This window comes from Kitasatospora sp. NPDC049258, assembly GCF_040678895.1.
Lineage (GTDB): Bacteria > Actinomycetota > Actinomycetes > Streptomycetales > Streptomycetaceae > Kitasatospora.
Genome location: NZ_JBFAQT010000019.1, coordinates 20,578 through 43,596, shown reverse-complemented (window position 1 = coordinate 43,596; position 23,019 = coordinate 20,578). Strand labels below are relative to the sequence as shown.

The 23,019-nt window shown below is 71.6% G+C and carries 16 protein-coding genes; 5 read left to right on the top strand and 11 right to left on the bottom strand.

What is annotated here, in order from left to right; genetic code table 11:
- Positions 1-250 precede the first annotated feature (250 nt).
- Positions 251-1,552 (top strand): amino acid permease, encoded by a 1,302-nt coding sequence (locus AB0K43_RS18220; RefSeq protein ID WP_363640972.1) that lies wholly within the window; start codon positions 251-253, stop codon positions 1,550-1,552.
- 69 nt (positions 1,553-1,621) lie between these two features.
- Here AB0K43_RS18220 and AB0K43_RS18215 read toward each other — a convergent pair whose 3' ends face one another.
- Entirely contained in the window at positions 1,622-2,191 is a 570-nt protein-coding gene (locus AB0K43_RS18215; protein WP_363640970.1) for a disulfide bond formation protein DsbA, read from the bottom strand.
- A gap of 235 nt (positions 2,192-2,426) precedes the next feature.
- On the opposite strand from AB0K43_RS18215, the gene pepN reads away from it, so the two are divergent.
- The gene (pepN, locus tag AB0K43_RS18210; protein WP_363640838.1) at positions 2,427-4,991 is read left to right on the top strand and encodes an aminopeptidase N; all 2,565 of its coding nucleotides are present in this window, start codon (positions 2,427-2,429) and stop codon (positions 4,989-4,991) included.
- 110 nt (positions 4,992-5,101) lie between these two features.
- On the opposite strand, the gene AB0K43_RS18205 is transcribed toward pepN, so the two are convergent.
- The 5 genes from AB0K43_RS18205 to acnA all read right to left on the bottom strand — a co-directional run bounded on the left by AB0K43_RS18205 (position 5,102) and on the right by acnA (position 12,986).
- On the bottom strand, positions 5,102-6,046 hold the full coding sequence (locus tag AB0K43_RS18205; RefSeq protein WP_363640836.1) for a carbohydrate ABC transporter permease: 945 nt from the start codon (positions 6,044-6,046) through the stop codon (positions 5,102-5,104).
- A gap of 14 nt (positions 6,047-6,060) precedes the next feature.
- Positions 6,061-6,993, bottom strand: a complete 933-nt coding sequence (locus AB0K43_RS18200; RefSeq protein WP_363640834.1) for a sugar ABC transporter permease — start codon at positions 6,991-6,993, stop codon at positions 6,061-6,063.
- A 76-nt stretch (positions 6,994-7,069) separates the two neighbouring features.
- Positions 7,070-8,476 carry an N-acetylglucosamine/diacetylchitobiose ABC transporter substrate-binding protein gene (gene ngcE, locus AB0K43_RS18195; protein ID WP_363640832.1) on the bottom strand — a complete coding sequence of 469 codons (1,407 nt, stop codon included), beginning with the start codon at positions 8,474-8,476 and terminating at the stop codon, positions 7,070-7,072.
- A gap of 370 nt (positions 8,477-8,846) precedes the next feature.
- Positions 8,847-10,166 (bottom strand): glycoside hydrolase family 18 protein, encoded by a 1,320-nt coding sequence (locus AB0K43_RS18190; RefSeq protein WP_363640830.1) that lies wholly within the window; start codon positions 10,164-10,166, stop codon positions 8,847-8,849.
- A gap of 171 nt (positions 10,167-10,337) precedes the next feature.
- Positions 10,338-12,986 carry an aconitate hydratase AcnA gene (gene acnA, locus AB0K43_RS18185; protein WP_363640828.1) on the bottom strand — a complete coding sequence of 883 codons (2,649 nt, stop codon included), beginning with the start codon at positions 12,984-12,986 and terminating at the stop codon, positions 10,338-10,340.
- 297 nt (positions 12,987-13,283) lie between these two features.
- Between acnA and AB0K43_RS18180 the strand changes: the two genes are divergently transcribed.
- Complete coding sequence (locus tag AB0K43_RS18180; RefSeq protein WP_363640826.1) at positions 13,284-13,685, top strand: type II toxin-antitoxin system VapC family toxin; 402 nt, start codon at positions 13,284-13,286, stop codon at positions 13,683-13,685.
- Positions 13,686-13,919: 234 nt separating this feature from the next.
- Complete coding sequence (locus tag AB0K43_RS18175) at positions 13,920-14,456, top strand: superoxide dismutase family protein (protein ID WP_363640824.1); 537 nt, start codon at positions 13,920-13,922, stop codon at positions 14,454-14,456.
- Positions 14,457-14,511: 55 nt separating this feature from the next.
- Here AB0K43_RS18175 and argF read toward each other — a convergent pair whose 3' ends face one another.
- The 3 genes from argF to AB0K43_RS18160 form a co-directional block, all read right to left on the bottom strand.
- A complete protein-coding gene (argF, locus tag AB0K43_RS18170; protein WP_363640822.1) occupies positions 14,512-15,510 on the bottom strand; it encodes an ornithine carbamoyltransferase in 999 nt (332 codons plus the stop codon).
- A 219-nt stretch (positions 15,511-15,729) separates the two neighbouring features.
- Complete coding sequence (locus tag AB0K43_RS18165; RefSeq protein ID WP_363640820.1) at positions 15,730-18,369, bottom strand: polynucleotide kinase-phosphatase; 2,640 nt, start codon at positions 18,367-18,369, stop codon at positions 15,730-15,732.
- Positions 18,366-19,946 (bottom strand): 3' terminal RNA ribose 2'-O-methyltransferase Hen1, encoded by a 1,581-nt coding sequence (locus AB0K43_RS18160; protein ID WP_363640818.1) that lies wholly within the window; start codon positions 19,944-19,946, stop codon positions 18,366-18,368. Before AB0K43_RS18160 ends, AB0K43_RS18165 begins: the two co-directional genes overlap by 4 nt.
- Before the next feature lie 133 nt (positions 19,947-20,079).
- Here AB0K43_RS18160 and dapD point away from each other — a divergent pair, with 133 nt between their 5' ends.
- Positions 20,080-21,069: a 2,3,4,5-tetrahydropyridine-2,6-dicarboxylate N-succinyltransferase gene (gene dapD, locus AB0K43_RS18155; RefSeq protein ID WP_363640816.1), complete on the top strand. Its 990-nt coding sequence runs from the start codon at positions 20,080-20,082 to the stop codon at positions 21,067-21,069.
- Positions 21,070-21,319: 250 nt separating this feature from the next.
- Here dapD and AB0K43_RS18150 read toward each other — a convergent pair whose 3' ends face one another.
- Both AB0K43_RS18150 and AB0K43_RS18145 read right to left on the bottom strand, forming a co-directional pair.
- The gene (locus tag AB0K43_RS18150; RefSeq protein WP_363640814.1) at positions 21,320-22,363 is read right to left on the bottom strand and encodes a DUF6099 family protein; all 1,044 of its coding nucleotides are present in this window, start codon (positions 22,361-22,363) and stop codon (positions 21,320-21,322) included.
- 167 nt (positions 22,364-22,530) lie between these two features.
- Positions 22,531-22,938, bottom strand: coding sequence for a nucleotide pyrophosphohydrolase (locus tag AB0K43_RS18145; RefSeq protein WP_363640812.1), 408 nt, complete (start codon positions 22,936-22,938; stop codon positions 22,531-22,533).
- Positions 22,939-23,019 lie beyond the last annotated feature (81 nt).

Here is a 23,019-nt window from a genome sequence, read left to right as displayed (position 1 = left end):
GACACATCTGCGCAGTCGGGCGCGCACTTTCGGTCACAACACCGTCCGGATGGCGACCGTTTCGCCGCGCTCCTTGGCCGGTCCGCCGGTCATACCGAATAGTGGCCCGAAGTCTCCGCTATCCGAACAGTCTGGATCCGACCCGATGTCGACCCCCTCCCGACCGCCCGTCCTGGACCGGTCCGACCATCCCGTCGCCTCCCCCGCCGAGGGCCGGCTCTCGCACGGCCTCAAGCAGCGGCACCTGTCGATGATCGCGCTCGGCGGCGTGATCGGCGCCGGCCTCTTCGTCGGCTCGGGCGCGGGCATCGCCGCCGCCGGGCCGTCCATCGTGCTGGCCTTCGCGCTCTCCGGCCTGCTGGTGATGCTGGTGATGCGGATGCTCGGCGAGATGTCGGCGGCCCACCCGGCCAGCGGCTCGTTCTCGGTGCACGCGGAGCGGGAGATCGGCCCCTGGGCCGGGCTCACCGTGGGCTGGCTGTTCTGGACCCTGCTGTGCGTGGGCGTCGGCGCGGAGGCGATCGGCGCGGCCGGGATCATGGGCAGCTGGCTGCCCGGGGTGCCGTCCTGGGTCTGGGTCGCGATCTTCATGAGCTTCTTCTGCGCGACCAACCTGGCCGCGGTGAAGAACTTCGGCGAGTTCGAGTTCTGGTTCGCCGCCGTGAAGGTGACCGCGATCGCGGCCTTCCTGGTGGTCGGGGTGCTGGCCGTCACCGGTGTGCTGCCCGGCACCTCCTCGCCCGGCACGGCCAACCTGACCGGCTCCGGCGGCTTCTTCCCGCACGGCACCACCGGGCTGATCACCGGGCTGCTCGCCTCGGTCTTCGCCTACGGCGGCCTGGAGACCGTGACCATCGCCGCGGCCGAGTCCGAGGACCCCCGGCGCAGCGTGGCCTCCGCCGTGCGCACCGCGATGTGGCGGATCGCCCTGTTCTACGTCGGCTCGATGGCCGTGATCGTCACTCTGGTGCCGTGGAACGACCCGTCGGTGATCAAGCCCGGCCCGTACGTCGCGGTGCTGGACCGGATCGGGATCTCCGGCGCCGGGCAGCTGATGAACGTGGTGGTGCTGATCGCGCTGCTCTCCGCGATGAACGCCAATATCTACGGCTCCTCGCGGATGGCGTACTCGCTGGTCAGCCGGGGCCAGGGGCCGAAGGCGCTGGGCCGGGTGTCCGGCGGGGTGCCGCGGCCGGCGGTGCTGGCCTCCTCGGCGTTCGGCTTCCTCGCCGTGCTGCTCAGCTACTGGTGGCCGACCACCGTGTTCAGCTGGCTGCTCAACATGGTCGGCGCGGCCGTCCTGGTGGTCTGGGCCTTCATCGCCGTCGCCCAGCTGCGGATGCGCCGGCGGCTGGAGCGCGAGGCCCCCGAGCAGCTGACCGTGCGGATGTGGGCCTTCCCGTACCTGACCTGGATCGCGCTGGCCGGCATCGTGACCGTGCTGGCCCTGATGACCCTGGACGCCGGCAACCGGGTCCAGCTCTGGTTCACCCTCGGCCTGACCGCCGCGCTGGCCCTGGCCGGCCGGCTGCGGAGCAGGCGCTCCGCCTGACGATGACGAAGCGGACGGGCCCGGTACGCAGCGCGCGTACCGGGCCCGTCCGTCTGCCGTCGGGCACCGTCACTCGAAGGACGGGCCGGCGGTGCGGGTGCGCTTGATCTCGTAGAAGCCGGGGGTGGAGGCGACCAGCACGGTGCCGTCCCACAGCCGGGCGGCGTGCTCGCCGCGCGGGGTGGGGGTGACCACCGGGCCGAAGAAGGCGACCCGGTCGCCGTCCGGGCCGTCGACCGCGATCACCGGGGTGCCGACGTCCTCGCCGACCAGCGAGATGCCCTCCTGGTGGGAGGCGCGCAGCGCCTCGTCGTAGGCGTCGGTGTCGGCGGCGTCGGCCAGCTCGACCGGCAGCCCGGCGGCGGTCAGCGCGGCCTCGATGGTCTCCCGGTCGTTCGGCAGGCCCTGGTTGTGGAACCGGGTGCCGAGCTCGGTGTACAGGCGCCCGAGCACCTTGTCACCGTGCTGCTGGGCGGCGGCGATCAGGACCCGGACCGGGCCCCAGCCCTTGCCCAGCAGCTCCTTGTACCTGTCCGGCAGGTCGTCGCGGTTCTCGTTCAGCACGGACAGGCTCATCACGTGCCAGCGGGTGTCCACCGGGCGCAGCTGCTCGACCTCCAGCATCCAGCGGGAGGTCATCCAGGCCCAGGGGCAGATCGGGTCGAACCAGAAGTCGGCGATCTTGCGGGAGTCGGCAGTCGTCACGGACAGTGCCCTTCGGTCAACGGGTGCGAGTGGGTCTGACGTAGGGCCTCAACACCGGGAATCAGCGGCTGATTCCGCCAGGGCTGTGCAATGGTACGTGGCGCCGAGCATGAAAGGATGCGCCCGGCACCCCAGCCCCACAAGGCTTGATACGGACAGGAGTACCACCGTGCCGGGCAAGAACCTGAGCCGCGAGGAAGCCCAGCAGCGGGCCGGTCTGATCGAGGTGGAGAGCTACCGCGTCCACCTGGATCTGACCTCCGCTCCGGACCCCGCAGCCCCCACCTTCCTCTCCACCACCACCATCACCTTCCGTGCCGCCACCCCGGGCGCCGCCAGCTTCGCCGACCTGCTCGCTCCCGGCGTCCGCTCGGTCACCCTGAACGGCCGTGAGCTGGACCCGGCCCAGGTCTTCGACGGCACCAGGGTGGCGCTCGACCGGCTGGAGGGCCACAACGTCCTCGTGGTGGCGGCGGACTGCGCGTACAGCCGCACCGGCGAGGGCCTGCACCGCTTCGTCGACCCGGTGGACGGCGAGACCTACCTCTACACGCACTTCGAGCCGGCCGACGCCCGCCGGGTGTTCGCCAACTTCGAGCAGCCCGACCTCAAGGCCCCGTTCACCGTCTCGGTGACCGCGCCGGCCGGCTGGGACGTGTACGCCAACGCGGTGCACGAGTCGGTCGAGGAGCAGGGCGACGCGCGGACCTGGCGGTTCGCCCCGACCCGGCCGATCTCCACCTACCTGACCGCCGTGGTGGCCGGCCCGTACCACGTGGTGCGCGACCACTACAGCCGCGAGCTGCCGGACGGCACCCGGCTGGAGATCCCGCTCGCCGCGACCTGCCGGAAGTCGCTCGCCGAGCACTTCGACGCGGCGGAGATCCTCACCGTCACCAAGCAGGGGCTGGACTTCTTCCACCAGGAGTTCGACTACCCCTACCCGTTCGGCAAGTACGACCAGTGCTTCGTCCCCGAGTACAACATCGGCGCGATGGAGAACCCGGGCTGCGTGACCTTCCGCGAGGAGTTCGTCTTCCGCTCCAAGGTCACCGAGGCCGCCTACGAGGGCCGGGCCAACGTGGTGCTGCACGAGATGGCGCACATGTGGTTCGGCGACCTGGTCACCATGAAGTGGTGGGACGACCTGTGGCTCAAGGAGTCCTTCGCGGACTTCATGGGCTCCTACGGCCTGATCGGGGCCGGCACCCGCTACCGGAGCGCGTGGATCACCTTCGCCAACCGCCGCAAGGCCTGGGCGTACCAGCAGGACCAGTACCCGACCACGCACCCGATCACCGCCGACATCCGGGACCTCGAGGACGCCAAGCTCAACTTCGACGGCATCACCTACGCCAAGGGCGCCTCGGTGCTCAAGCAGCTGGTGGCCTACGTCGGCCGGGAGGCCTTCTTCGAGGGCGCCCGCCGCTACTTCCGGCGGCACGCCTTCGGCAACACCGTGCTGGGCGACCTGCTGAGCGTGCTGGAGGAGACCAGCGGGCGCGACCTGAAGGCCTGGAGCTCCGCCTGGCTGCAGACCTCGGGGGTCAACTCGCTGACCCCACAGGTGACCTGCGACGCCGAGGGCCGGATCACCGAGCTGGCGGTGCTCCAGGACGGCGGGACGCCGCGCCCGCACCGGGTGGCGATCGGCCTCTACGACCGCGACGAGACCGGCGCGCTGGTGCGCACCGAGCTGGTCGAGCTGGACGTGGCCGGAGCCCGGACCGCCGCACCGGAGCTGGCCGGACGGCCGCGGCCCGCGCTGGTGCTGGTCAACGACGAGGACCTGACCTACTGCAAGATCCGCTTCGACGAGGTCTCGCTGGAGACCCTGCGCACCGGCCTCGGGGACCTCAGCTCGCCGCTGACCCGCGCGCTGGCCTGGTCGGCGGTGTGGAACCTGACCAGGGACGCCCTGATGCCGGCCCGGGACTACCTCGACCTGGTGCTGCGCTTCGCCGGGCAGGAGTCGGACATCGGCGTGCTGCAGTCGCTGCACCAGCAGGCCAGGACCGCCCTGGACCTGTACGCCGACCCGACCTGGCGCGCCGAGGGCGCCCGGCTGCTGGCCGAGTGCGCGCTGCGCGAGCTGCGGGCCGCCGCCCCCGGCAGTGACCACCAGTTGGCCTGGGCCCGCTTCCTGGCCTCGGCCGCCGACGGCGCCGAGCACCTGCAGCTGGTGGCCGGGCTGCTGGACGGCACCGCCCGGATCGACGGCCTGGCCGTCGACCAGGAGCTGCGCTGGGAGTTCTGGCTCACCCTGGCCGCGGCCGGCCGGGCCACCACCGAGGCGATCGAGGGCGAGCTGCGGCGGGACAACACCGCCAGCGGCAAGCAGCGGGCGGTCAAGTGCCTGGCGGCGCTGCCGACCCCGGGCGCCAAGGCGGCGGCCTGGTCGGCGGTGGTGGACTCGGACGAGCTGCCCAACGCGCTGGTCGAGGCGCAGATCGCCGGCTTCGCCCAGCCCGACCAGCGGGAGCTGACGGCCGGCTACACCGACGCCTACTTCGAGCTGCTGGAGCCGGTCTGGGCCCAGCGCAGCATCGAGATCGCGATGCGGATCGTCGGCGGCTTCTTCCCCCGGCTGCAGACCGAGCAGTCGACCCTGGACGCCACCGACGCCTGGCTGGCCGCGCACCCGCAGGCCGCGCCGGCGCTGCGCCGGCTGGTGCTGGAGTGCCGGGACAACCTGGCCCGGGCGCTGCGCGCGCAGGTCTGCGACCGCGGCTGACCCGGGCGCACGGCAGCGGCCGCCCGGGGCTTCCCGGGCGGCCGCTGCCGTGTCTGTCGCTGTCGTGCCTGCTGCGGCCGTGGCGGTCGCTGCCGTGGCTACGGGGCCGGCTACTTGAGGGTGGCCGAGGTCAGGCCGGACTGCACCTGGCGCTGGAAGGAGAGGTACACCACCAGCACCGGGAGCATGGCGATGGTCATACCGGCGAACAGCGCCGGGGCGTCGCTCTTGTACCCGGACTGCAGGGCCAGGTTGACCAGGCCCTGGGCGAGCATCGAGTGGTCCGCCTCGCCGGCCGTGGTCGGCTGCATCAGGGTGACCGGCAGGATGTACTGGTTCCACTGGCCGAGCACGTTGAAGATGCCCACGCTGATCAGGCCCGGCTTGGCCATCGGCACCATGATCTGGAAGAACGCCCGGGAGTGCGAGCAGCCGTCCAGCATCGCCGCCTCGTGCACGGCGGTCGGCAGGGTGCGGAAGAACGAGTACAGGAAGAACACGGTGAACGGCAGCGAGTACGCCACGTACACCAGGATCAGGCCGAGGTAGCTGTTCAGGCCGAGGAACGGCGAGATCTCACCGAGGTTGCGGACCATGAAGAACAGCGGGACCAGGGCGAGGTAGACCGGGAACATCGAGCCGGCCACGAACAGGTAGTAGATCGCCTTGCTGCCCTTGAACTCGTACCGGGCCAGCACGTACGCCGCCATGCCGCCGAGCAGCATGGTCAGCGTGAGCGAGCCGGCCAGCACGATCAGGGTGTTGAGGAAGAAGCCGCCGATGCCCTTGGACCAGGCGCGGGTGAAGGCGTCGAAGGCGAAGGTGGCCGGCCAGCTCCAGGCGCTGCCGTTGATCTGCGCGTCGGTCTTGAACGAACCGAGGACCACCCAGACCAGCGGGAAGACGATCAGCAGCGCCCACACGGCCAGGAAGCCGTGGGAGAAGACGTTGAGGACTCCCCCGCCCTCGGCGAAGCGCGTGGTCCGGTCGGCCTTCGGGCGCTTGGCCGCGCGCGGGGCCGCAAGGGTCGAGGTCTCGTCGATGCTAGTGCTCATGTCCATGGCCCCGCTCAGTACTCGATCCGGTCGCGCTTGGTGGCCCAGAGCGAGACGACGGACAGGATCAGCGTGAAGAAGAAGATCACCACACCCATGGCGCAGGCGTAGCCGGCCTCGCCGTTGCGCAGGAAGCTGCGCATCAGGTACGTGGAGATCAACTCGCTGTGGTGGTCAGGACCGCCGCCGAAGTAGGCACCGGGGGTGATGCTGGAGACCAGGGCGAAGGCGTCCATCGCGACGATCGCCAGGTACACCCAGGCGGTCTGGACGGTCTCCCAGAGCAGCGGCAGGGTGATCCGCAGGAAGGTCTGGCCGCGCTTGGCGCCGTCCAGCAGGGCGGCCTCGTAGATGTCCTTCGGGATGCCCTGCATGGCCGCCGAGAACAGCACCAGGTAGAAGCCCACGCCGGACCAGATCAGCACCGCCAGCACGCACCACATGACCATGTCCGGGTCGGACAGCCACTGGACCGGGTGGGCGGCGTCGGCCAGCCCGAGCTTGATCAGCACCCCGTTGGCCAGGCCCGCGCCGTCGGTGCGGTAGACCGCGCCCCACAGCACCGCGAGGATCGCGATCGACAGGACCTGCGGGAAGAAGAAGACCACCTTGTAGAAGGAGGCCCCGCGCACGCCCTGGACCCCGCCGGTGCCGCTGCGGCCGCCGACGTTGAGCATGAAGGCGAAGAACAGCGCGATCAGTATGGTGAACACCGGCAGCAGGATGAGCAGCAGCAGGTTGTGCCAGATCGCGCCGAGGAAGACCTCGTCATCGAGGAGTTTCGCGTAGTTGTCCAGGCCGACGAAGTTCATCTCCTGGCTCTGCCCCGACCAGTCGGTCAGGGAGTATCCGAAGGTCTGCGCGTACGGCCAGAGCACCAGGCTCACGTACAGCAGGATCGGAAGAAAGAGGAACCCCACGATGAAGGGGTACTTGCCGTGACGCATCGCCACTTCTCCTGTCCTCAGGCAAGAGGCACCGGGGGCGGTTCGGGGCCCCCGGTGCGCTCTCCTACTCCGCTGGTCAGGCGGTCTTGTTCTTGGCGGCCGATTCCTTGGCGCGCTTGATCCACTCGGCGGGATCGATGCGCGCGGCCATCAGCTCGCCGGAGGCGTTCTGCAGGTCCTCGTCGAACTTGCTCGCGGTGTTCGGGTACTGGAAGTTGAAGGTGTTGGCACCGGCGGCCTTGAGCGCCACCACGGTGGACGCGGTGCCCGGCTTCAGCTTGACCTCGGGGCCGACGCCGTCCTTGAGACAGGTGAGGCTGTTGGCGGTCTGGGCGAACTTGCCCGAGGCTTCCTTGGTCAGCATCATCCGCAGGAACTCGATGCCGCCGGCCACGTTCTTGGCCTTGGCCGGAACGATGAAGGGCTCACCGGCGCCGGCGCGGATCGCCTCGAAGGGCAGCTTGTCACCGGTCAGCGACGGCATCGGCAGGAACGCCATGTCGAAGTCGGCCGGGGTGGTGGCGAGCTGCTCGTTCTCCAGCCAGGAGCCGGAGGGGATGAAGGCGGCCTTGTACTGGTTCCACGCGGTCTGCGACTCGGTGTGGGTCATGCCGTTGGTGCCGGGGAGCAGGAAGTCCTTGGAGACGATCTGGTAGAACGCCTCGACCGCGGTCTTCACGGCCGGGTCGTCCCAGGCGGTGGCGTCCAGGCTGTCGATCCGCTTCATGAGGTCCAGGCCGCCCTGCTTGGCGATCATGTCCATCATGACGACGTTGATGTAGTACGGGTACTTGCCCTGGTGGGCGACCGGCGCGATGCCCGCGGCCTTGATCTTGCCGCAGAGGTCGATGAACTCGGCCCAGGTCTTGGGGGCGGTCCAGCCGTGGTCCTTGAACAGCTTGTTGGAGTACCAGAAGCCGAACACGGTGTAGACGTAGGACAGGTTGTAGACCTTGCCCTTGATGGTGCCGGACTCGACCGTGCCGGGCATCAGCACGTCGCGGACCTTCTTCGACGGGTCGTCGAGGTAGGGCGCGTCCAGCAGCGGGGTCAGCTCGGTCAGCTGGTTGGAGTCGGCCAGCACGTCCAGCTTGATCTGCTTGGCGCCGGAGTCGTCGATGACATCCGGCGGGCTGCCGGCGTTGAAGCGCGGCTGAAGCTTGCCGGTGACGTCCTTGTCGGCCTGGTGGTTGATCTTGGCGCCCGGGTAGCTCTTCGCGTAGATCGCCTCGAAGGCCTTGGCGTACTCGTTGCCGTAGCCGCCGTCGAAGATGAAGACCTCCAGGCCCTCACCGTCCTTCACCCCGAACGGGTTCTTGGCGTCGCTCAGGTTGAAGCCGCCCGCCCCCTTGGAGCCCTTGTCACTGCTGCCGGTGCCACCGGCGCAGGCGGCGAGCAGCGAGCCGCCGCCGGCGGCGAGCACGGCGATGCCGGCGGCCCGCTTGAAGATGTCACGACGGTTGTACTCGGTTGCAGAGCCCATGAGTGCCCTAACCCCTCGGTGTCCAGAGAAGATGCAAGACAGGTCTGACGGACGGTCAATTCCTGTTGGATCAGGCGCGCCTAGCGGCAAAGGTGCCGGTCAGAGGCGGTTTTCTTCGATGCGCAAAGGTATAGTCCACTGTTCATCTGGCGGCAATAGCCCGACCGTCGGATGCACGTTGTGACGGTCAAAGCGTTGTCGGCGGTGCAGCATGTGCAATGTGCAGGGAGCCTGCATATTGCGCTTGCGGCCCGGCGATGACCGAAAATGTAGCGCGATCATGCGCGTTTGAACATAGAAACGCGCAGCTTCGCGCATCACGAGCCAGAAACGTGATGTGCGAAGCCGCGCGCGAGGTACTGCCGGAGGATCAGCCTCCGGTCCGGCCGAGCCCCTTGTCCAGGGCCGTGACCAGGGATCCCTGGGCGTCGTCGTTGTCCAGCGACCAGGCCATCACACCACCCAGCCCGTTCCAGCGGGAGTACCGGGCCTTGCGGGTCAGCAGCTCCGGCGTGTCGTACGACCAGAACTCGGTGCCGTCGTACTTCCAGGTGGCACCGTGCAGCCGGTCCTGATGGACGGTACCGGGCAGGTCCTTGATCCGGTTGTACGGCAGGCTCCCGCCCTGCGCCGGGCCGGTGGCCGGCTGGTACAGGCCCGCCCGGCCGCCTGCCGGGACGCCCGTCCAGCCGTAGCCGTAGAACGGCACCCCGAGGACGGTCTTGGCGGCCGGCAGCCCGGCGTCCAGGTAGTGCCGCACCACCCGGTCCGCGCTGTAGCCACGGTTGTCGGTGGCCGGGTCGTCGCGGTCGGAGTAGAGGTTGGCGTTGTGGTCGGTCGGCCCCTGGGCCTCCCAGGTGCCGTGCAGGTCGTAGGTCATCAGGTTCAGCCAGTCGACCGAGCGGGCGACCTTGCGGACCTCCAGCTGGTCCGCCCGGGCCTCGTTGGCCGGCACCGCGGCGGTGAGCAGGTAGTGGGTGCGCGACCTGGCGCCCAGCGCGTCCAGCTGGCGGCGGAACTCCTGCATCAGCAGGGTGTAGTTGCGGCCGTCCTCGGGGCGCACCACGTTGCCCGGGTCCCCGCCGCCGCCCGGGTACTCCCAGTCGATGTCGATGCCGTCGAAGACCCCGGTGGCCGCGCCCGCGCCGCCCTCCACCGAGCCGAGCTGCGGCAGGTTGCCCCGCAGGTAGAGGTCCAGGCAGGAGGAGACGAACTTCCGGCGCGAGGCGTCGGTGAGGGCGGCGTCGGAGAAGTTCTTCGACCAGGACCAGCCGCCGAGCGAGATCACGGCCTTCAGCTGCGGATTGGCGGCCTTGAGCTTGCGCAGCTGGTTGAAGTTGCCCTTCAGCGACTGCTCGGCGGTGTCGGCCACGCCGTCCACCGACTCCTCGGCCCCGACCGGCCGCTGGTAGTCGGCCCAGGCGTCGCCGAGGCCGGCGCCGGTGGCCTCGAAGCAGGTGCCCTCGGCGGAGACGTTGCCGAAAGCGTAGTTGATCACGGTGAGCTTGCCGGCCTGCCCCGAGGTCTGCACCTTCTTGGCGGAGAACCCGCCGTAGATGCCCCACTGGGTGAAGTAGCCGACCCGCTGCCCCTCCAGGCGCGGGGTGCGGTCGTGGGCCTGGGCGGCGGGGGCCGAGAGGGCTGCGGCCACCGTGACGGCGGCGAGAGCGGCTGCGGTACGACTGAGCATGCGCATACGAGAAGACCCGTGGCTTTCTCTGAATCAGCGTCAAATGGTCTGGACCAAGCTGAGAAAGAGGTTTAGTCCACCCGGGGCACCGCGCACAAGGGGGTGCGCGCGACACGGACCGGGCCGCACCCCTGGGGAGGGGTGCGGCCCGGTCGCCGTGCGGGGTGCGGGTCAGCCGTTGATCAGGCTGCGCAGCACGTACTGCAGGATGCCGCCGTTGCGGTAGTAGTCCGCCTCGCCGGGGGTGTCGATGCGCACCACGGCGTCGAACTCGACCTCGCCGGCCTTGACCTTGACGGTCTTCGGGGTGCGGCCCTCGTTCAGCTCGGTGACACCGGTGAAGGAGAAGGTCTCCTCGCCGGTCAGGCCGAGGGTCTCGGCGGTCTGGCCGGCCGGGAACTGCAGCGGCAGCACGCCCATGCCGATCAGGTTGGAGCGGTGGATGCGCTCGTAGGACTCGGCGATGACGGCCTTGACGCCGAGCAGCGCGGTGCCCTTGGCCGCCCAGTCGCGGGACGAGCCGGAGCCGTACTCCTTGCCGGCCAGGACGACCAGCGGGACGCCGGCGGCCTGGTAGTTCTGCGAGGCGTCGTAGATGAACGACACCGGCGCGTCGGCCTGGGTGAAGTCGCGGGTGTAGCCGCCCTCGGTGCCCGGCGCGATCTGGTTGCGCAGGCGGATGTTGGCGAAGGTGCCGCGGATCATCACCTCGTGGTTGCCACGGCGCGAGCCGTACGAGTTGAAGTCGCGCTTCTCCACGCCGTGCTCGGTGAGGTACTGCGCCGCCGGGGTGCCCGGCTTGATGTTGCCGGCCGGGGAGATGTGGTCGGTGGTGACCGAGTCGCCCAGCTTGGCGAGCACGCGGGCGCCGGCGATGTCGCTGACCGGGCTCGGGGTCGGCGCCATGCCCTCGAAGTACGGGGGCTTGCGGACGTAGGTGGACTCGGCGTCCCACTCGAAGGTGTTGCCGGTCGGGATCGGGAGCGACTGCCAGCGGTGGTCACCGGCGAAGACGTCCTGGTAGCCCTTGTCGAACATGGCCTCGTCGATGGAGCCGGCGACGGTGTCGGCGACCTCCTTCTCGGTGGGCCAGATGTCGGCGAGGAAGACGTCGTTGCCGTCCGCGTCCTGACCGAGCGCGTCCCGGGTGATGTCGACGTTCATGTTGCCGGCGAGGGCGTAGGCGACCACCAGCGGCGGGGAGGCCAGGTAGTTCATCTTGACGTCCGGGTTGATCCGGCCCTCGAAGTTGCGGTTGCCGGAGAGCACCGAGACGACCGCGAGGTCCGCCTCGTTGACGGCGGCCGAGACCTCCTCGGGCAGCGGGCCCGAGTTGCCGATGCAGGTGACGCAGCCGTAGCCGACCAGGTTGAAGCCCAGCTTCTCCATGTACGGGAGCAGGCCGGCCTTCTCGTAGTAGTCCATGACGACCTTGGACCCGGGGGCCAGGGTGGTCTTGACCCAGGGCTTGACGGTCAGGCCCTTCTCCACGGCCTTCTTCGCCAGCAGGGCGGCGCCCAGCATGACGGAGGGGTTGGAGGTGTTGGTGCAGGAGGTGATCGAGGCGATCACGACCGCGCCGTTGTCGATCTCGTAGGACGAGCCGTCAGGCGCGGTGACGGCGGTCGGCTTGGAGGCCTCGGCCGCGTAGGTCGGCAGCGCCTCGGCGAACTTCTGCGCGGCCTCGGCCAGGATCACCCGGTCCTGCGGACGCTTCGGGCCGGAGATCGACGGCACGACGGTGGAGACGTCCAGCTCCAGGTACTCGGAGAAGACCGGCTCGACCGACGGGTCGTGCCACAGGCCCTGCTCCTTGGCGTACGCCTCGACCAGGGCGAGCTGCTGCTCGCTGCGGCCGGTGAGCTTGAGGTAGTTGATGGTCTCGGCGTCGATCGGGAAGATCGCACAGGTCGAGCCGAACTCCGGCGACATGTTGCCGATGGTGGCGCGGTTCGCCAGCGGGATCGCGGTGACGCCCTCGCCGTAGAACTCGACGAACTTGCCGACCACACCGTGCTTGCGCAGCATCTCGGTGATGGTGAGCACCAGGTCGGTGGCGGTGGTGCCGGCCGGGAGCTGGCCGTTCAGCTTGAAGCCGACCACGCGCGGGATCAGCATGGAGACCGGCTGGCCGAGCATCGCGGCCTCGGCCTCGATGCCGCCGACGCCCCAGCCCAGCACGCCCAGGCCGTTGACCATGGTGGTGTGCGAGTCGGTGCCGACACAGGTGTCCGGGTAGGCCTGGCCGCCGCGGACCATGATCGTGCGGGCCAGGTGCTCGATGTTGACCTGGTGCACGATGCCGGTGCCGGGCGGGACGACCTTGAACTCGTCGAACGCGGTCTGGCCCCAGCGCAGGAACTGGTAGCGCTCCTTGTTGCGGCCGTACTCGATCTCGACGTTCTGGACGAAGGAGTCCGGGGTGCCGAACTTGTCGGCGATGACCGAGTGGTCGATGACCAGCTCGGCCGGCGCCAGCGGGTTGATCTTGGAGGGGTCGCCGCCCAGCTCCTTGACCGCCTCGCGCATGGTGGCCAGGTCGACGACGCAGGGCACACCGGTGAAGTCCTGCATGATCACGCGGGCCGGCGTGAACTGGATCTCCTCGCTCGGCTCGGCGGTCGGGTCCCACCCGCCGAGGGCGCGGATGTGGTCGGCGGTGATGTTCGCGCCGTCCTCGGTGCGGAGCAGGTTCTCCAGCAGGACCTTGAGGCTGTACGGCAGCCGCTCGGAACCCTCGACGGCGGAGAGCTTGAAGATCTCGTACGACTCGTCGCCCACCTGCAGCGAGCTGCGGGCGTCGAAGCTGTTCGCGGACACGACTGACTCCTTCTAGGTCCACCCAGTGGTAAGGTAAGCCTTACTTAGACTCCGCCTCGCCACGATGGAAGGCGTGCGCCTCTCGGCAAGTATCTTGATGTCAAGATAAATCATAGCGCGGAGTTATCTCGACGTCGAGATAAACCATAGTGCATGCCCGTTCACCGGACGACGCCAGGCGTGCCCGGGCATCCTCTCCAAACTTCACCTGCTGACCGCCAACCGCAACCGCAACCGCGGCCCCGACCGCGCTACGGTAGCCGCGTCCGCAGAACCCGCAGGCAGGGGGCCCGTCCGGTGATAGTCGTCGATGCGTCAGCGCTGGTCCTGGCACTGGCCGACGAAGGTGGGCGCGGCGCGGCGGCCCGGGCCGAACTGGCCGCCGACGGCGACTGGGCGGCGCCCGAGCACGTGGTGATCGAGGTGATGCAGTCCCTGCGCGGGCTGTACCTGGCCCGGCAGCTCACCGCCGAGCGGGTCGCCGAGCTGGCGGCGGAGCTGCCCGGGCTGGCCATCCGCAAGGTCGAGGTGGCCCCGCTGCTCGGGCGGATCTGGGAGCTCAAGGACAACCTGACGCCGGACGACGCCGCCTACGTGGCCGTCGCCGAGCAGCTGGGCGCGGCCCTGGTCACCGCGGACCTCCGGCTGATGCGGGCCAGCGGGCCGCGCTGCGAGATCCGGGGCATCCCGGCCGCCTAGCGCTCCGCCGGCAGGCTCGGGCCGACGCGCCCGGGTCCGGGCGGGGCGGGGCGGGGCGAGGTCCGGAGCGAGGTCCGGGGCGAGGTCCGGGGCGAGGTCCGGCGCAGGAGCAGGGGCAGGGGCGGCGCGGGCTCCCCGTCCGGGTGACCCGGCGGCACGGCGAGGTGCGGCGGCGCCGGTCGGGCGGCCACGGTGGGCGGTGTCCGACCCCGACCCCCGGAAGGCCCGGCCCCGATGCCCGTCCCGTTCTCCAGCCTGACCACCGCCCTGGTGCCACTGGCGCTCCTGCCCTCGGCCGCGGCGCCGACCGTGGTGGCCGCCGACTTCGACCCGGCCTCCGCCTTCGTGCCGCCGGCCGCGGTCAGCTACGCCCAGGACCTGGTGCCGTACGGCTCGCAGGTGCGGGTCACCGTGGTGCGCAGCGCCGGGCGAACCACGGTGGCCGTGGCCCTGGCCGGGGTGGCGCCCGAGCACCTCTTCCCCGCCCATGTGCACACCGGCCGCTGCGGAGCCGATCCCGCCGCCTCCGGCCCCCACTACCAGCACCTGGCCGATCCGGTGCAGCCCTCCACCGATCCCGCCTTCGCCAACGGGCGCAACGAGCTGCGGACCGAGGTGCGCACCGACTCCACCGGGGCCGGCCGGGCGCGGACCACGGTGGACTGGGAGTTCCGCCCGGGCTCGGCCCACTCGGTGGTGCTGCACGCCGGCGAGGCGGCGGCGGGCCGTGCGGCGGGCGACCGGGTGGCCTGCGTCAACGTCGACTTCTGAGGCGTCGCCCTTGAGGCAGGGGCTCGGCGGCCGGCGTCCGGTGGCCGGGCGCTGCTCAGCCGAGGGTCGCCACCAGGACGGCCTTGATGGTGTGCAGGCGGTTCTCGGCCTGGTCGAACACCAGCGAGTGGTGCGACTCGAAGAGCTCGTCGGTCACCTCCAGCTCGGTCATCCCGGTGGCCTCGTACAGCTGGCGGCCGACCTCGGTGCCCAGGTCGTGGAAGGCCGGCAGGCAGTGCAGGAAGCGCACCGCCGGGTTGCCGGTGGCGCGGACGGTGTCCATCGAGACCTGGTACGGCCGGAGCATCCCGACCCGCTCCGCCCAGACCTCCTTGGGCTCGCCCATCGACACCCAGACGTCGGTGTAGAGGAAGTCGGCGCCGGCCACCCCGGCCGCGACGTCCTCGGTGAGGGTGATCCGGGCACCGGTGCGGCCGGCCAGCTCCTCGGCGGCCTTGCGCACCTCCTCGGCCGGCCAGAGCTGCTGCGGGGCGACGATCCGGATGTCCATGCCCAGCAGCGCACCGGTCACCAGCAGCGAGTTGCCGGTGTTGAAGCGGGCGTCGCCGAGGTAGACCAGGGTGGTGTCCGCCAGCGGCTTGGTGGAGTGCTCCTGGATGGTGAGCACATCGGCCAGCATCTGGGTGGGGTGCCACTCGTCCGTGAGGCCGTTCCACACCGGCACGCCCGCGTGGGCGGCCAGCTCCTCGACGATCTCCTGACCGTAGCCCCGGTACTCGATGCCGTCGAACATCCGGCCCAGCACCCGGGCCGAGTCCTTGATCGACTCCTTGTGGCCGAGCTGCGATCCGGCCGGGTCGAGATAGGTGGTGGCGGCGCCCTGGTCGTGCGCGGCCACCTCGAAGGCGCAGCGGGTGCGGGTGGAGGTCTTCTCGAAGATCAACGCGATGTTCTTGCCGCGCAGCCGGGGCCGCTCGGTGCCCGCGTACTTGGCGGCCTTGAGCTGGGCCGCCAGGGCCACCAGGTGCCGGAACTCCTGGGGCGTGAGGTCTAGCTCCTTGAGCAAGTGCCGGTTCCGGAGGTTGAAGGCCATGCCGGGCTCCTGGGTCGTCTGGCGGATCGGGGCACGTGGACATCGGTCACGTGGTGCTCGGCGAACCGAGAGACGGGAAGTGTATACGACTCGCGGAATTTATATGCAGAGCAGGGGTGACGGCGGCCCCACGGCGCGCGGGACATCCCGGGAACACCGTGGGGCCGCGGGCCACCGGTGGGCCGCCGGTGGATTGCTACGGCTGCCGCCGGCGGTCCGCTACAGCCGCGGGTCCACCGGCTCCGACTCCAGCGCCAGCACCGCGAACACCGGCTCGTGCACCCGCCAGAGCGGCTCGCCGGCCGCCAGCCGGTCCAGTGCCTCCAGGCCCAGGGCGTACTCGCGCAGGGCGAGCGAGCGCTTGTGCCCCAGGAAGCGCTGGCGCAGCTGGTCCAGGTACCGGGTGTAGTCCGGTCCGTAGATGATCCGCAGGTACTCGCGGCCGCGGACCTTCACGCCCGGCTGCACCAGCCGGCCGTCCGCCCCGCCCCGGACCAGCGAGGCCAGTGGCTTGACCACCATGCCCTCGCCGCCCGCCGCGGTGAGCTTCTCCCACCAGGCGACGCCCGCGGCGACCGAGGCCTCGTCCGAGGTGTCGACCACCAGGCGGCCGGTGCGCTGGAGGATCGGCGCGGCCGGCTCGTCGGCCTCGACCAGCCGGTCGATCCAGCCGAGGTGCTGGTCGTGCGGGCGCACCGCGAGGTTGGCGCCCTCGGCGGCCAGCACCTGGAAGGGCGCCAGCCGGATGCCGGACAGGCCCTCGGTCGGCCAGCAGTAGCGGCGGTAGGAGGCGGTGAAGGCCTCCGCGTCCGCCGCCCGCCGGCGCTGCCGGGCGGTCAGCTCCGCCACGTCCAGGCCGCGGCCCGCGGCCTGGGTCAGCGCGGCCAGCACCCGCGGCAGCGCGGCGCCGGCCGCGGCGCCCACCGCCGCGTACTGACGGCGCAGCAGCTCGGCGGCCTTCAGCGACCAGGGCATCAGCTCGGCGTCCAGCAGCAGCCAGCCGGTGCCGAGCTCCTCGAACAGTCCGGCCCGCTCGGCGGCGGCCCGGACCCGGTCGAGGACGGCTCCGGTCAGCTCCTCGTCCCCGAGGAACGCCCGGCCGGTCCTGGTCCAGATCGCCCCCGGGCCGGTCAGGCCGAACCGCTTCTCCAGCGCGGCCTCGTCCCGGGCGACCAGCACCACGGCGCGCGAGCCCATGTGCTTCTCCTCGCACACGACCTGCTGGACACCGTCGTGCGCGTAGCCGGCGAAGGCCTCCTCGGGGTGCTCCAGGTAGCCCTCCCGGCGCGAGGTCGCGCAGGGTGCCACGGTCGGCGGGAGGTAGCTGAGCAGCCGCGGGTCGAGCGCGAACCGGCTCATCACCTCCAGTGCCGCCGCCGCGTTCTCCTCCCGGATCGAGACCCGCCCGTGGTGGCCGGTCTCGACGATCCGACGGCCCGCCACATCGCCGAGGTCGAGCGGACGGCCCTCCCGGGCGCCCGGCGCGTCGGTGTGCATCGGGCGGACCGGGGCGTACCACTCCTGTTCGGCGGGCACGCTCACCAGCTCCCGCTCGGGGTAGCGCAGCGCGGTGAGGCTGCCGCCGAAGACGCAGCCGGTGTCCAGGCAGATGGTGTTGTTGACGAAGCTCGCGGTCGGCACGGGCGTGTGGCCGTATACCACCAGCGCCTTGCCCCGGTACTCCTCGGCCCAGGGGTAGCGGACCGGCAGGCCGTACTCGTCGGTCTCCCCGGTGGTGTCGCCGTACAGCGCGTGCGAGCGCACCCGGCCGGAGGCCCGGCCGTGGTACTTCTCCGGCAGACCGGCGTGGCAGACCACCAGGTCGCCGCCGTCCAGCAGGTAGTGGCTGACCAGGTCGCGCATGAAGGCGCGGACCTGGGCGCGGAACTCCTCCGGCTCGGCGGCCAGCTGGTCCAGCGACTCCTGCAGGCCGTGCGAGACGGTGACCTTGCGGCCGGCCATGTGCCGGCCGAGCTTGTTCTCGTGGTTGCCGGGCACGCAGATCGCGTGGCCGGCCCCGACCATGCCCATCACCAGCCGGAGCACGCCCGGGGTGTCCGGGCCGCGGTCGACCAGGTCACCGACGAAGACCGCGGTACGGCCCTCGGGATGCACGGCGTCGACCGGGCGGCCCCGGTCGTCCCGGGCGAGGGTGTAGCCGAGGCGGGTGAGGAGGGTCTCCAGCTCGGAGCGGCAGCCGTGGATGTCACCGACGATGTCGAACGGGCCGGTGAGGTGGCGGAGGTCGTTGAAGCGCTTCTCGGGCACGATCTCGGCGGCCTGCACCTCGGCCTCGCCGCGCAGGATGTGCACCTTGCGGAAGCCCTCGCGCTCCAGGCCCCGCAGCGAGCGGCGCAGCTCGCGCTGCTGGCGCGGGATCACGTGCGGCGGCAGCTGGCGGTCCGGCCGGTGCCGGTTGCGCTCGGCGCAGACGGCCGGCGGGACGTCCAGCACGATGGCGATCGGCAGCACGTCGTGCTCGCGGGCGAGCGCGACGAGCTGGCGGCGGGCCTCCTGCTGGACGTTGGTCGCGTCGACCACGGTGAGCCGGCCGGCGGCCAGGCGCTTGCCGACGATGTAGTGGAGCACCTCGAAGGCCTGGGTGGAGGCCGACTGGTCGTTCTCGTCGTCGGCCACCAGGCCGCGGCAGAAGTCGGAGGAGACCACCTGGGTGGGCAGGAAGTGCTTGCGGGCGAAGCTGGACTTGCCCGCGCCGGTGGTGCCGATCAGCACCACCAGGGAGACGTCGGTGACGGGCAGCCGACGGGCCGCCGGAGCGGCCTCGGCGGTCGCGGCGGCCTCGGGCTGGGCGGCGGCCTCGGGCTGCGCGGCCTCGGCGGGCTGTGCGTCGGTGGTCATCGGGTCGCGCTCCCTTCCTGAACGGTGGTGTCTGCGGAGTCGGTGGTGCCGGTGGTGTCTGCGGTGGTGTCTGCGGCGGTGTCGGTGGCGGTGGGGCCGCCGATCCGGAACAGGGCGAGCTGGGTCGGCGAGCCGACCTCCTCGTCCGCCGGACCGACCGGGCGGAGGCTGTACGTGTACCCGTACTTCCGGGCCACCTCACCGGCCCACCCGGCGAACTCGGCGCGGGTCCACTCGAAACGGTGGTCCGAGTGCCGGACGTGGCCGGCCGGGAGGCTCTCCCAGCGGACGTTGTACTCGACATTGGGTGTGGTGACGACGACGGCGGCCGGACGGGCCGCGCCGAACACCGCGTACTCCAGGGCGGGCAGCCGGGGCAGGTCGAGGTGCTCGATGACCTCGGAGAGCACGGCCGCGTCATAGCCCTTGAGCCGGGCGTCGGTGTAGGTCAGGGCGCCCTGGACCAGCTTGACCCGCGCCGACTGACGCTCGGTCATCCGGTCCAGGCGCAGCTTACGGGCGGCGGCGGCCAGCGCCCGGGAGGACACGTCCACCCCGAGCACCTCGGTGAAGCGCACGTCCTTGAGCAGCGCGCCGACCAGCTCACCCTGTCCGCAGCCCAGGTCGAGCACGCGCGCGGCGCCGGTCTCGCGCAGCGCGTCGACGATCGCCTCGCGGCGCTGGACGGCGAGCGGGACGCTCTTGCGGGCGGCCTCCTCGTGCGGCTCGGTGCCCTCCTCCTCGGGGGAGTCGTCGACGGCGTTGTCCACCTCCTCGGCCTCCTGGTCGTCGGCCTCGGCCAACCGGGCCAGCGCCAGCCGCTCCAGCGCAAGGCGGGTCAGCGACCAGCGACGGGCCAGGTACCGACGGGTGATCAGCCCCAGTTCGGGGTGGTCGCCCAGCCAGCCCTCGCCGGCCGCGAGCAGCTTGTCGACCTCGTCCGGGGCCACCCAGTAGTGCTTGGCACCGTCCAGCACCGGCAGCAGGACGTACAGCTGCTGGAGGGCGTCGGACAGCCGCAGGGTGCCGGTGAGTTCGACCCGGACGTAGCGGGAGGCGCCCCACTCGGGGAACGTCGCGTCCAACGGGATCTCGGTGGCGTCCACCTGCCAGCCGAGCGGCTCGAACAGCTTGGTCACCATGGCCGCGCCGCCACCGGCCTCGCCGGCCCCGTTGGCGGGCACCGCGGGCAGCTCGATCCGCAGCGCCAGCGGCAGCTCGGCCAACCCGGGCCGCAGCTCGCAGACACCCTTCATCGCGGACCGGAAGACCGTCCGCAGCGCCACCGCGAGGAGCGAGGACGCGGCGTAGGGCCGGTCGTTGACGTACTGGGCGAGCGCGAAGTCGGGCGAGCCGCCTCGGCCCTTGCCCCGGCTCTGGCGGACCAGCGCGATGGGGTCGATGTCGAGCAGCAGCACCGCGGTGCAGAGCGCCTCGGTGGCTTCCGGGTAGAGGACATGGGCCACACCGTGGGAGGTCGAGAACCGCTGCACCTTGTCGGGGTGCTTGTGGAGCAGAAATCCCAGGTCGGTGGCGGGCCGCTCGGCCGTGCCTGTGGTGGAGATCGAGATGAACACCTGTCCGAGTATCGTCCACCGCCGACCCGGCGGTCACCGGGTTTTGCCTGGCCGGGGCCGTCCGCGCCCCGGCGCGCCGTCCGGACGGTGGGCGTGTTCGGCAAGCCGGACGGGGATTGGCTAACGTGCACATGTGACTGCTGATACCTCCTCCCTCGCACGCGGTGCCGTCGCCGCCGGTCTGGCCACCATCACCGCAGACGGCACCATCCTCGACACCTGGTACCCCGCGCCGGAGCTGGCCGATGCGCCCGGCCCGGCCGGCACCGTCCGGCTGACCGCCGAGCAGGCCGAGGCCGCGCTGGGCCTCGGCGCCTCCGAGGCGCTGCGCGCCGACGCGCGCCGGGGCGTCGAGGTCGTCGCGGTGCGCACCACGATCTCCTCGCTGGACGAGAAGCCGCTCGACGCGCACGACGCCTACCTCCGCCTGCACCTGCTCAGCCACCGCCTGGTGAAGCCGCACGGCCAGAACCTGGACGGCATCTTCGGGCTGCTGGCCAACGTCGCCTGGACCAGCATCGGCCCGGTGCCGGTGGACCTGGTCGAGCAGGCCCGGCTCGCCGTCCGCGCGCAGGGCGGCCAGCTCGCCGTGTACGGCATCGACAAGTTCCCTCGGCTGACGGACTACGTCGCGCCGAGCGGCGTGCGGATCGCCCACGCGGACCGGGTGCGCCTGGGCGCCCACCTGGCCGAGGGCACCACCGTGATGCACGAGGGCTTCGTCAACTTCAACGCCGGCACCCTCGGCACCTCGATGGTGGAGGGCCGGATCAGCGCGGGTGTCGTGGTCGGCGACCACAGCGACATCGGCGGCGGCGCCTCGATCATGGGCACCCTCTCCGGCGGCGGCAAGCAGGTCGTCTCGGTGGGCGAGCGCTGCCTGCTCGGGGCCAACGCCGGGATCGGGATCTCGCTCGGCAGCGACTGCGTGGTCGAGGCCGGTCTGTACGTCACCGCCGGGACCCGGGTCACCACCCCCGACGGCACGATCGCCAAGGCGGTCGAGCTGTCCGGCCAGGACAACCTGCTGTTCCGCCGCAACTCGCAGAGCGGCGCGGTCGAGGTCATCGCCCGGTCCGGCTCCTGGGGCGGGCTCAACGCGGAGCTGCACGCGCACAACTGATCTCCTCTCTCCTCGCCGGGCCCCCGGCGCCGCCGTCCTCGCGACGGCGGCGCCGGGGGCCCGTTGCCGTCCGGCCCGGCGGCCTCCCGCCGGCCCCCTGACGCCGGCGGCCTAGCCGAGCGGGGCGGCGGGCCGCAACCCCGGCTCACCCCTGGGGCTGACCCACCGGGCGGCATTGGACCTCAACGAGTGGTCTGCGGTGACCGGCCGAGCCCGGGACTCGTTGGACCGGCGGCCGACATCCGTCGCATCACACCGCACTACCGAGCTGGAGGGGCCCCCTCATGTCCGAGCCCTGGTCCGAGGCGCCCGCCGCGCCGCAGCCGCCTTCCGCCCCCGCCGTACCCGCAGCGCCGAAGAGCCTGCTGGAGCAGATGCAGGAGCTGCTCGCATCCATCAGCACCGATCTGGCCGGGCTCGACGCCGACCTGCAGTCCTCCGGGGCGCGGGCGGCCAGCGAGGCCCGGGCCATCGAGGGTTCGGCCGAGGCCGGCTCCGGCCGGTAGTCCCTGCCCCCGGGAGGCCCCAGCGGGACGACCAGTATCGGCGCCGTCCGCTGCGCCCGCCGGTCGGCGGTACGGCCGGGCGTCGAGCCACCGCCCGGCCGAACGGCCCCGGCCTCCCCCGATGCCTCGGCCGGGTCGAGGTCGTCCTCGTCCGGTACGGCGTCGACGCTCTCCGGGATCTCGGCGGCCTCCGGCACCGGCGTGCCGGCCTCCCGCCGGACCGTCCGCAACAGCTCGACCACCAAGTCCTTGCACTCGGCCCCGGCGTCCACCCCGTCGATGCACCGCCAGTAGACGCTCTCGGCCTCGGCCCCGCAGGCGAGCACCACCAAGGTCTCGGCCACCTCGTGGAGCAGCGTGCCGAGCCCCAGCAGCACGGGCTCCAGCTCACCGAGCTCGCTCAGCCGCCCGGCCCGGCCGCCGCCGGACCAGCCCGCGGACCAGCCCGCCGACCAGTCATCGGCCGCCTCGCGGGCGTCACCGGCACAGGCCTCGCCGTCGTCGCCCGCGCAGCCATCGCCCGCACAGGCACCGTCGGCGCAGGCCGGGTCGCCGGCCCACCGCGGATCGGTCTCCGGCGGTGGTTCCAGGCAGGCGGCGGCATGGCCGCCCGCATCGCACAGCAGCTGCCCCAGCGCGGCCCGCTCACCGCCCTCGCCCTCGGCGATCCGCGCCCCGACGGCCTCGGTCAGCAGGCCGGCCTGCCACGCCTCCAGCAGCGCGTCCGGCACCGTCCTCGCCTCGGCCAGGGCGTGCCGGGCGGTCTTGATCAGTCGCAGCGCGTCCATCCCCGCCGCTCCCTTCCCTCGCGTCGACCGCCACCGTCGCAGCGGCGGATCACGACGCAAGCCTGCGGTCCGGACGGGCCACCCGGCAGCCCCCACCCGATTCCTGTGGACAAACCCGGCCTGTGGACAACTCAGGTCACCCACAGGGGTGAAGGGCCGCAGATCCCTCAGGCCCCGCCCGACTCACCCGGCTCACCCGTCCCGTCCGGCCCGCCCGCCCCGCCCGGCACCGGGAACCGCAGCTCGTTGCGCTCGATCTTCGCCGCCAGCGCGTCCAGCGGGTCCACCCCCACCGCCGAGCAGAACTGGAGCAGATACGCCAGCACGTCCGCCACCTCGTCCCGGACCCGGTGGGCGGCCGCCGGATCGGCCATCACGGCCCCGGCCTGCTCCGGGGTCAGCCACTGGAAGATCTCCAGCAGCTCACCCGCCTCCACGCTCAGCGCGGCGGCGAGGTTCTTCGGCGTGTGGAAGGGCTGCCAGCTGCGGGCCGCCGCGAACGCCACCAGCCGCTGCTGGAGGTCGGTCAGGGAGAGCGGGGCGTCGGCCGGCCCGGGCGTCTGTCGATCGGTCACCCGGCCAGGTCTACCGCATCCGACCGCCGCCCCGCCCGGAGGCCCCGTGACCCCGGGCCTCAGTCGCAGGCCCCCCACGCC

Coding starts and splice junctions, on each gene's coding strand:
- AB0K43_RS18220 (WP_363640972.1), top strand. CDS start 251: ATGATCGCGCTCGGCGGCGTGATCGGCGCCGGCCTCTTCGTCGGCTCG.
- AB0K43_RS18215 (WP_363640970.1), bottom strand. CDS start 2,191: ATGACCTCCCGCTGGATGCTGGAGGTCGAGCAGCTGCGCCCGGTGGAC.
- AB0K43_RS18205 (WP_363640836.1), bottom strand. CDS start 6,046: ATGAGCACTAGCATCGACGAGACCTCGACCCTTGCGGCCCCGCGCGCG.
- AB0K43_RS18200 (WP_363640834.1), bottom strand. CDS start 6,993: ATGCGTCACGGCAAGTACCCCTTCATCGTGGGGTTCCTCTTTCTTCCG.
- ngcE (WP_363640832.1), bottom strand. CDS start 8,476: ATGGGCTCTGCAACCGAGTACAACCGTCGTGACATCTTCAAGCGGGCC.
- AB0K43_RS18190 (WP_363640830.1), bottom strand. CDS start 10,166: ATGCTCAGTCGTACCGCAGCCGCTCTCGCCGCCGTCACGGTGGCCGCA.
- AB0K43_RS18175 (WP_363640824.1), top strand. CDS start 13,920: ATGCCCGTCCCGTTCTCCAGCCTGACCACCGCCCTGGTGCCACTGGCG.
- argF (WP_363640822.1), bottom strand. CDS start 15,510: ATGGCCTTCAACCTCCGGAACCGGCACTTGCTCAAGGAGCTAGACCTC.
- AB0K43_RS18165 (WP_363640820.1), bottom strand. CDS start 18,369: ATGACCACCGACGCACAGCCCGCCGAGGCCGCGCAGCCCGAGGCCGCC.
- AB0K43_RS18150 (WP_363640814.1), bottom strand. CDS start 22,363: ATGGACGCGCTGCGACTGATCAAGACCGCCCGGCACGCCCTGGCCGAG.